We start from the raw sequence: 8,723 nt of genomic DNA on the forward strand, positions 1-8,723 counted from the left end.
TTTAATGGGGGCTGAATAGACGATTTGAAGGAGTTATCCATGAGCGAATGCGCTTCAAAGGGGTGTGGCTGCTCGACTGGGCCAATCATCCAACCCACGGCACAAGCCCCGCTGGCAACCGGATCGGCTCAAGCGGTGTACCGCATCGAGAACATGGATTGCCCCACGGAAGAGGCGCTGATCCGAGGCAAGCTGGCTGGGCTGGCGGGTGTGGTTGGTCTTGAGTTCAACCTGATGCAGCGTACCTTGACCGTGCGGCACGAATTGCCTTCGCTGTCTCCCGTTGAACAGGCACTGAAGGCCATCGGCATGCAAGCTGTGCGCATGGATGAGGCGTCGGCTGGGCAGACAACCAAGCTGTCCATTGCCAAGATGGATTGTCCGACAGAGGAAGCATTGATCCGCAACAAGCTCGGCACCGTGGCCGGGGTTACCGGTCTCGATTTCAACCTGATGCAGCGCACGTTGTCGGTACGCCATGCTGACGGGGTTCTGCCGGATGTGCTTGTGGCACTACAAGCGCTCGGATTCGAGGCGCAGGTCGAGGACAAGGCCGTGGCCGCGTCGCCATCCGCGTCCCCTGTGACAACGCCGACCAACTGGTGGCCGCTCGGCATTTCCCTCATCGCTGCATCGGCGGCCGAAGCGGTCTACTGGTTCCACGACGGCAATCATTGGTCGGTCGTCATTCTGGCGCTTGTCGCGGTCTTGACGGGGGGGCTGTCCACCTACAAGAAGGGCTGGATCGCGCTCAAGAACCGTAACCTCAACATGAACGCCCTGATGTCGATTGCCGTCACGGGTGCTATGTTCATCGGCCACTGGCCCGAAGCTGCGATGGTAATGGTGCTCTTCGCGCTGGCCGAGGTGATCGAGGCCAAGTCATTGGATCGCGCCCGTAACGCCATCCGTGGACTGCTCGACCTGACCCCGGAGCAGGCCACGGTGCAGCAGCCTGACGGCACTTGGCGAGAGGTAAGTGCCAAGCAAATCGCCATTGGCAGCCGAGTCCGGGTCAAACCGGGTGAGCGCATCGCGCTCGATGGCGTGGTGCTAGACGGACGCTCCACGGTCAACCAAGCCCCGATCACGGGCGAAAGCCTCCCGGTCGAGAAGTCCCCCGGCGATCCGGTGTTTGCGGGCACGATCAACGAATCCGGTTCCTTCGAGTACCGCGTCACCGCCTTGGCCAACAACTCCACTTTGGCCCGCATCATTCACGCGGTAGAGGCTGCACAAGGTAGCCGTGCGCCGACCCAGCGTTTTGTCGATCAGTTCGCCCGTTGGTACACGCCTCTCGTGTTCGCCCTAGCCATCGCCGTCGCACTGCTGCCCCCGCTTTTCATGGGCGCGGCATGGATGGACTGGATTTACCGTGCACTGGTTCTGCTGGTGGTTGCCTGCCCATGCGCCTTGGTGATCTCCACGCCGGTCAGCATCGTCAGCGGCTTGGCCGCCGCTGCCCGCCACGGCATTCTTGTCAAGGGCGGTGTCTATCTGGAAGAAGGCCGCAAGCTGCGCTGGCTGGCTCTGGACAAGACCGGTACGATCACGCACGGCAAGCCTGCTCAGACCGATTTTGTCGCATGGGGCAACGCACTCGCCGCCTCCGATAGCCGCAGCATCGCTGCCAGTCTGGCGGCCCGCTCAGACCATCCGGTATCCAAAGCGGTGGCGCAGGCTGCGCAGCGGGATGGGGTTGCCTTGCTCGACGTGGCCGAGTTCAGCGCGCTGCCCGGTCGGGGTGTGCAAGGCCAAATCGACGGGGAGACCTACTATCTGGGCAACCACCGAATGGTTGAAGAGCTGGGGCAGTGCACACCAGAGCTGGAGCAGCGCATCGCTGCGCTGGAAACCGCAGGCAAGACCGTCGTGATGTTGGTAGGCGCAAAAGGGGTACATGCCTTATTCGCCGTAGCGGACACCATCAAGGACAGCAGCAGGAGCGCTATCGCCGAGCTGCACGCACTGGGCATCAACACCGTGATGCTGACCGGCGATAACCCCCACACGGCACAGGCCATTGCCGCACAAGCCGGAATCGACCGTGCGAAAGGCAACCTACTCCCAGATGACAAATTGCGCGAAGTGGAGCAACTGGCCCGAAGCGGCAAGGTTGGCATGGTCGGTGATGGCATCAACGATGCACCGGCCTTGGCGCGTGCGGATATCGGCTTTGCCATGGGAGCCGCTGGCACCGACACCGCCATCGAAACGGCTGATGTGGCGCTGATGGACGATGACCTGCGCAAAATTCCGACCTTCGTGCGCCTGTCGCGTGCGACGGCGCAGGTGCTGATGCAAAACATTGTGCTGGCCCTTGGCATCAAGGCAGTCTTTCTGGTGCTCACCTTCACGGGTCACGCGACCATGTGGATGGCTGTGTTTGCTGACATGGGGGCCAGCTTGCTCGTCGTTGGCAATGGCTTGAGGCTGTTGCGCCGATGAGCTGGAAATTCTTTCTCTATGACTGGGGTGGCCTGAACATCGCGTTGTTTCAAGCCATCAACACAGGCACGCCCGCCACGCTGAAACCACTGGCATGGTTCTTTGGCCTCGTGGGAAGTTACTGGACAGCGCCGCTGATGCTGTTGGGTCTGTGGTGGTGGTCGAAATCGGCTACAAACCCGGCGCGTGGTACGGCCGTTCGGCATCGCCTTATTGGTTTTAGCGCGGCCTTCTTGCTGGCGTTATTGGTCGCCACCGCCTTGAAGCTATGGTTCGACTTTCCACGCCCGCCTGCCGTCCTTGGCGACCTGGCGCGCGTCATCGGGGACAAAGAGCTTCACTACAGCCTGCCCAGCGGGCATGCCACCTATGCCGCGATGGTGGTCGGCGCGCTCTGGCCTTTGATGGGCCGCCGTGGTCGTCTCAGTTTAATGCTGTACGCCACATTGGTCGGCTGGTCGCGCATCGCGGCCGGAATGCACTTTCCGGCCGATGTGTTGGCGGGGTGGACGCTGGGATGGAGCTGCACGGCACTCGCCGGGTGGTTGCTGCCGTTGGCCGCCCCTGTGTGGCAATCGGCCCGCCGCACATCGGCTTGGGTCTGGTTCACCGTGGCCGCCAGTGCTGTCATGACCGATCAGCTCACGAAGTTCGCCATCATCCGCACGTTTGCCTACGGTGAGCAAGTCGAAATCACCCCGTTTTTCAACCTCGTTCATGTCCTGAATCCGGGTGCGGCATTCAGCTTTTTGGCGAACGCTGGTGGCTGGCAACGTTACTTTTTCATCACGCTGGGTCTGGCTGTTTCTGCTTGGCTGGGGCGCATGCTGTGCCAGCAACGGCCACGTCTCGAAGCGATGGGCTACAGCCTGATCCTTGGTGGTGCGCTCGGCAATGTCGCGGATCGTGTGCTGCGTGGACAGGTTGTTGATTTCCTTGACTTCCATTGGCGACTTGCGCACTGGCCCGCCTTCAACCTCGCAGATGTGGCGATCACATCGGGTGCTGCTTTGCTCATCATGCAGATGCTAACCCAAGGCAAGGCGGTGGACACCGGCGCAAATGGGAATTATAATCATTCACAATGATATAATCCGAGAGTTTCCATGACTTGCCGAGCAACCTATCGCTGGCTGATGACTTTGCTGTTGGCGACTTGCGCGTTGATTGGCGGGCCAAGCTACGCAGCCGACACCACCGAACTCAAAGCCAAACAGATTTGGCAGCTTCTGGACTACGTCGCCGTCGATTACGGCGGCGCGGTCGCCAACGGTGCTGTCCTGAAAGCGTCGGAGTACGCTGAAATGCAGGAATTTTCAGCGACAGCCGAACGTCAACTGGGAGAATTACCTGACCAGACCGACAAGGGTCGCTTGTTGCAACAAGCGACCGCTTTGCGTGCTGCGGTAGCTGCCAAAGCCGATCCGGCCAGCGTAGCAAAACTGGCGCACGCGCTGTCCAGTGCGGTGCAAAAGGCGTACCCGTTTCCAGTCGCACCGACTGCCATGCCGGTCTTAGCGAAGGGAGGGCAGTTGTTTCAGGCCCAGTGTGCGGCCTGTCACGGTCAGCAAGGGCGCGGTGATGGCCCCCTAGCGGCATCCCTCAACCCCAAGCCGACCGCGCTGGCCGATCACATGCGGGCGCGCGAGCGCAGCTTATTCGCGCTATACCAAATTATCAGCAACGGTGTCCAGGGCACCGCTATGCAGGGCTTTGGCGCGTTGTCGGATGAAGACCGATGGGCATTGGCGTTCTTTGTTGGCACGCTACCTTATACGCAAAGCGACAAGGACGAAGGAGCCAAGCTCTGGCAAGCCAACGCGCAGGTTCGCCAGACGCTCGCCAGTCTGGATGTGCTGACGCAAACATCTGAGCATGTCTTGGCGGACAGGCTGGATGAGCCTTCCGCCAGAGCCCTGACGGCCTATTTGCGCGCCAATCCGAGCGCGCTGAATATCAGCAGTCCGAAGGGCACCGCGATTGCCAAAGCCAAACTCAGTGAGAGCGTGACGGCATTGCTGGCTGACGACCGTGCAGGTGCGACCAAGCTAGCCTTGTCTGCTTACCTCGATGGCTTCGAGCCGGTCGAACCGGCGTTGGCCACTCGCAATCGGCCGCTGTTCGAGAAGATCGAAGCCGCGATGGTGTCCTACCGGGCATTGATAGCCAATGGTTCGCCTGCCGATGTGCAGACAGCGGAGCTGCATTTGCGCGGCTTGCTGGATGAAGCGGACAAGGTGCTTGCCCCCTCCGACGACGATGCCGTGGCGGCCTTCATCGGTGCGTTAACCATCTTGCTACGTGAAGGATTGGAAGCCCTGCTGGTGGTCGTTGCCATGCTGGCGTTTCTCAAGAAAGCCGAACGGAAAGACGTATTGATCTACGTGCATGCAGGCTGGGCATCCGCGCTGGCCGCAGGCGGCATTACATGGGCAGTGGCAACTTACTTGGTCGGCGTCAGTGGGGCAAGCCGGGAGCTAACGGAAGGCTTTTCGTCACTCTTTGCCGCCGTGGTCTTGCTGGGTGTGGGCATGTGGATGCACCAGAAGAGCGTTGCCGGTCGTTGGCAGGTCTACCTCAAGGAAAAGCTGTCTTCGGCGCTCAACAAGCGCACGGCATGGTTCTTGTTTTCGCTGGCCTTCGTCGCCGTCTACCGTGAGGTGTTCGAGACGGTGCTGTTCTACGCAGCGCTCTGGACAGAAGGAAATGGCTGGCCCCTGCTGGCGGGCTTGGGCACTGGCATGGGAATCCTGGCCCTGCTGGCAGTCGTGCTGCTGCGCACCAGTGCGCGCCTGCCGATTGGCCAGTTCTTCGCTGCCAGCTCACTGCTGGTGGCCATACTTGCCGTGGTCTTGGCAGGCAAGGGCATCGCAGGTCTGCAAGAAGCAGGGTTATTGCATACCAGCCCAATATCGATCCCACGCATTGATCTGCTGGGCATCTATCCGTCGTGGCAAACACTCTCAGCGCAATTCGCTGTGTTATTCATCATTGTGGTGGTTTTTACGATCAATTCGCGGTCATCGCGTCAAATGGCAGTACAAAAAAGCTGATTTGACGGCGTGAATAGGTGAATTGATGCCGCGATGAGCGCCGTCATCCTCGAATCCGTGCTGACCATGTAGAGGCCAGTTTTTCTTTTACATCTTGGACAGCAGTCGTATTCCATCTGCGCGCAATTCCCCCTTGGGAGAAATATGCCGGTACAAGGTCTGTCGCGTGATGCCGAGCTCTTGGCACAGGTCGCCGACCTTAGTTTCAGTCTGCCCCATTGCCGCCATCGCCAGGCGCAGCTTGGCGGCGGTCATCTTGAAAGGCCGACCACCTTTCCTACCGCGCGCCCGCGCCGAGGCCAAGCCCGCTACTGTGCGCTCTGCGATCAGCTCGCGCTCGAATTCGGCCAGTGCGGCGAAGATGCCGAAGACCAGTTTGCCAGCAGCGGTCGTCGTGTCGATGGCCGCACCGTGGCCGCTCAGCACCTTGAGACCGACGCCACGCCCAGTCAGATCGTGCACGGTGTTGATCAGGTGCCGAAGGTCGCGCCCGAGCCGGTCGAGCTTCCATACGACCAAGGTATCCCCTGAACGCAACGCCTTCAAACAGCTCGCCAAGCCGGGACGATCCTCGCGCTTGCCGGATGCCTGGTCTTCGTAAAGATGCGCCGGGTCGACATCGGCGGCGATCAGCGCGTCGCGCTGCAAGTCAGTGGCCTGGGAGCCATCCGCCTTCGATACCCGCATGTAGCCGATTAGCATGTCATACCTGTCACATATACGTTCGATTATGTGACAGTATGCGCCGGAAAGTTCTAACCGTCAAAAGTTGTCACTTAACCCGTCATTCTGTCTAAGACATGCAAAGGGCCCATTAGGCTCGTAATGTGACAAAAATTCCGGGGGGATGCCTTCCTTTGCAAAGGTGGTGCGCAACTGTTCCAGGGAAGCGGGATCGCGCCGACCATAGGAAGCCAACGCGAACAGCGAGCGTGCCGTCTCGGGGTCGTGCCGCGCTTCAATGATGGCCTCATCGATGGCCTGGACTGCCCGTTGCCAGTGATCGACGGGTTCGGGCTTCGGCGTTTTCGCCGACAGGCCACTGGTGAAACCGGTTTGGGGTTCGGACCAGAACAGCTTTGCATGCTCGCCCGGCGGGCTTATATCCCTCATCTCAATCAAGCTGATTGCCGTTGCCGCCGCCTCCAGCATCTGCAACCGTACTGCCGGGTTCAGGGTTTCATACGGTCGCCACAGACTTTGCCCAGCACGCAGCGGATGCCCGCAGCCTTCCCAGACTTGGCGGAGATACCCCGCGCAGGTTCCGCACGTCGAAAGCGGGGTGTTCAGCTCATCGAGCAGCGTGCGTAGTAGCCGAAACCACAATCCAGCGTGGATGCGTCGGCGCGGCAGCTCCACATGGCCGGTCGTCAGTGCCTGCCAGGTGCGCCGGTCCATCACCGCAATCGCGTCGCTGGCGGTGCGCGGCGCAGTGTCGGCGTTCTCCCAGCCGAGAAACCGCCCAGGCACGCCCCAATAGGATTCCAGCCAGCAGCCATGCAGCGGGCAGCTCAGCATCAGGGGCAGCTTCCATGCAAGCAGTACGGCTTGGTTTGCCGGGTCGTTCAGACAGAGCGGGCAGGCGCGATGTATCGGCTGGCTGGGCAGCCAGGCACGCCAGCTCGTGATGGATCGCGTCCTACGGCGGAGTTTCGGCAGCAGCACCGAGAGCTGGAACGCATAGGTTTCCAATGCGTCTGGAATCTGATCATCAAGGCTGTCCAGTAGCCAAGGCACCCAGCCGGCGAAACTCATGCAACGCAGCCGGTCCGGCTCGATGCCGCTCCGCTGGGAGAGCATCGCCAGCAGCGCCAGTGGTGGCGCGGTGTCCAGGTCATCAACCTGGCCGTGACCAAGATCGTGCTCCAGCAGCTCGGACACCTCCATGTGATAGCAAAGGGCCACGCGGTTGAGCCACGAAGACAAGGCTTCGCCTTCCCTGGGAGCCGGATGCAGTGGCCAGTGTGGCGCTGGCTTCACATCAGTTCCCGCTCGAATTGCCGCCGCCGCTCGCTGGGACCGGTGTAATCGGCCATGCTGAGCGTGCGATGGTTGATCGCTTCCTCACCGCTCTCCACGGCAGCGACGGCCGCCGCCATCAACAGGTGCGCCAGCTCGCCGATGGTGCCCTCGCTGCGCGTGAGCAGGTAGCGGGCCATATCCAGCGTGGCAATCGACGAGGGTCGCCGCAGCGGGAGCGAAGCCGCGAAGCTGGCCAGCAGTGAGCAGCAATCGTCGTTGGCCTCCCACACCGGCAGCATCATCGGCTCGAAGCGGTTTTCCAACTGGTCGTCCGAGCGGATCGCCAAGTAGGCATCGCGTGTGCCGACCCCGACCAGCGGGATGCGCAGCTCGTTGCCGAGGAAACGCAGCAGGTTGAGGAATTCCCGGCGGTTGACGCTGTTGCCGGCCAGGACGTTGTGCAATTCGTCGATCACCAGCATGCGCACGCCGACCTTGCGTAGCAGTGCCAGCGCCAATTGCTCCATTTCCGGCAGCCGTGGGCGCGGGCGCAATGGCGCGCCCATCGCGGCAAGTAGCGCGACGTAGAAGCGGATTACCGACGGTTCGGATGGCATCTGCACGACCAGTACCGGAATGTGCTCCTGGTCGGCGTCGGAGCTGGCCGGGTGGGTGCGGCGGAATTTCTCGACGATCATCGACTTGCCGTTGTTGGTTGGACCGACCAACAGCAGGTTGGGCATGCGTTGTTTGTTCGGCCACGCATACAGGGCTTCCAGCCGATTCAGCGCCTCGACTGCTCGCGGATAGCCGATCCAGCGGTCAGCGCGAAGGCGATGGATGCGTTCGTCCGCCGGAAGACGGGCCAAGCCCTGGGCCACCGGCATCAGGTGGGACAAGTCGATGATGGGATATTCTTCCACGGCTACCACTCCTCAATCTGGTCGAACGGTTTGGCAGGTGGCTGGTTGTCTGCCTGCGGGTCAGCCATGTCCGCGTCCGGTGGTGGCGTGGTTTTGAAAAGAACTGCCGTTGCCTTGAGATGCTGGCGTCGATCCGCGTCGCGCCGCGCCTTGCGCGTAGCTTTCTGCGCGGTGGACACGATTTCGCGCATCTGGCCGATCATGCGAAACAGGGGTCGTCTCAGAAAACGGAAAAAATCGTACGCTAAGCACCGCAAAGAAACTCGTGATGGACAGGCACGCTACGGTCGCGGGTCGTGCCTGCCCATTGCTCAGTTGCCCTTGACGCGCAACACTT

At 61.1% G+C, this 8,723-nt stretch carries 6 protein-coding genes and 1 pseudogene; 3 read left to right on the forward strand and 4 right to left on the reverse strand.

Going from position 1 to position 8,723, the window contains the following annotated elements; all coding sequences use genetic code 11:
* The first annotated feature begins 39 nt into the window (after positions 1-39).
* The 3 genes from CDO44_RS01735 to CDO44_RS01745 are packed head-to-tail and all read left to right on the forward strand — an operon-like array spanning position 40 to position 5,501.
* A complete protein-coding gene (locus tag CDO44_RS01735; protein WP_087778394.1) occupies positions 40-2,448 on the forward strand; it encodes a heavy metal translocating P-type ATPase in 2,409 nt (802 codons plus the stop codon).
* Positions 2,445-3,536 (forward strand): signal peptidase II, encoded by a 1,092-nt coding sequence (lspA, locus tag CDO44_RS01740; RefSeq protein ID WP_087778395.1) that lies wholly within the window; start codon positions 2,445-2,447, stop codon positions 3,534-3,536. Before CDO44_RS01735 ends, lspA begins: the two co-directional genes overlap by 4 nt.
* A 48-nt stretch (positions 3,537-3,584) precedes the next feature.
* Entirely contained in the window at positions 3,585-5,501 is a 1,917-nt protein-coding gene (locus tag CDO44_RS01745) for a cytochrome c/FTR1 family iron permease (protein ID WP_087778435.1), read from the forward strand.
* Positions 5,502-5,588: 87 nt separating this feature from the next.
* Here the strand turns inward: CDO44_RS01745 and CDO44_RS01750 are convergent, their stop codons facing one another.
* From CDO44_RS01750 to CDO44_RS01765, 4 genes and pseudogenes are all read right to left on the reverse strand, one after another.
* Positions 5,589-6,203 (reverse strand): recombinase family protein, encoded by a 615-nt coding sequence (locus tag CDO44_RS01750; protein ID WP_005303904.1) that lies wholly within the window; start codon positions 6,201-6,203, stop codon positions 5,589-5,591.
* 60 nt (positions 6,204-6,263) lie between these two features.
* Positions 6,264-7,481, reverse strand: a complete 1,218-nt coding sequence (locus CDO44_RS01755) for a TniQ family protein (RefSeq protein ID WP_087778396.1) — start codon at positions 7,479-7,481, stop codon at positions 6,264-6,266.
* Positions 7,478-8,386, reverse strand: coding sequence for a TniB family NTP-binding protein (locus CDO44_RS01760; protein WP_000393453.1), 909 nt, complete (start codon positions 8,384-8,386; stop codon positions 7,478-7,480). The genes CDO44_RS01755 and CDO44_RS01760 overlap by 4 nt, the downstream gene beginning before the upstream one ends.
* Before the next feature lie 2 nt (positions 8,387-8,388).
* A pseudogene (locus CDO44_RS01765) lies at positions 8,389-8,598 on the reverse strand (transposase); the annotation flags it as partial.
* Positions 8,599-8,723 lie beyond the last annotated feature (125 nt).

The sequence above is a fragment of the Pigmentiphaga sp. NML080357 genome (genome assembly GCF_002188465.1).
Taxonomy (GTDB): domain Bacteria; phylum Pseudomonadota; class Gammaproteobacteria; order Burkholderiales; family Burkholderiaceae_B; genus Pigmentiphaga.

What these genes read in the sequence shown, in the direction of transcription:
- CDO44_RS01735 (WP_087778394.1), top strand. Translation starts at nt 40, where the DNA reads ATGAGCGAATGCGCTTCAAAGGGGTGTGGCTGCTCGACTGGGCCAATC.
- lspA (WP_087778395.1), top strand. Translation starts at nt 2,445, where the DNA reads ATGAGCTGGAAATTCTTTCTCTATGACTGGGGTGGCCTGAACATCGCG.
- CDO44_RS01745 (WP_087778435.1), top strand. Translation starts at nt 3,585, where the DNA reads ATGACTTTGCTGTTGGCGACTTGCGCGTTGATTGGCGGGCCAAGCTAC.
- CDO44_RS01750 (WP_005303904.1), bottom strand. Translation starts at nt 6,203, where the DNA reads ATGCTAATCGGCTACATGCGGGTATCGAAGGCGGATGGCTCCCAGGCC.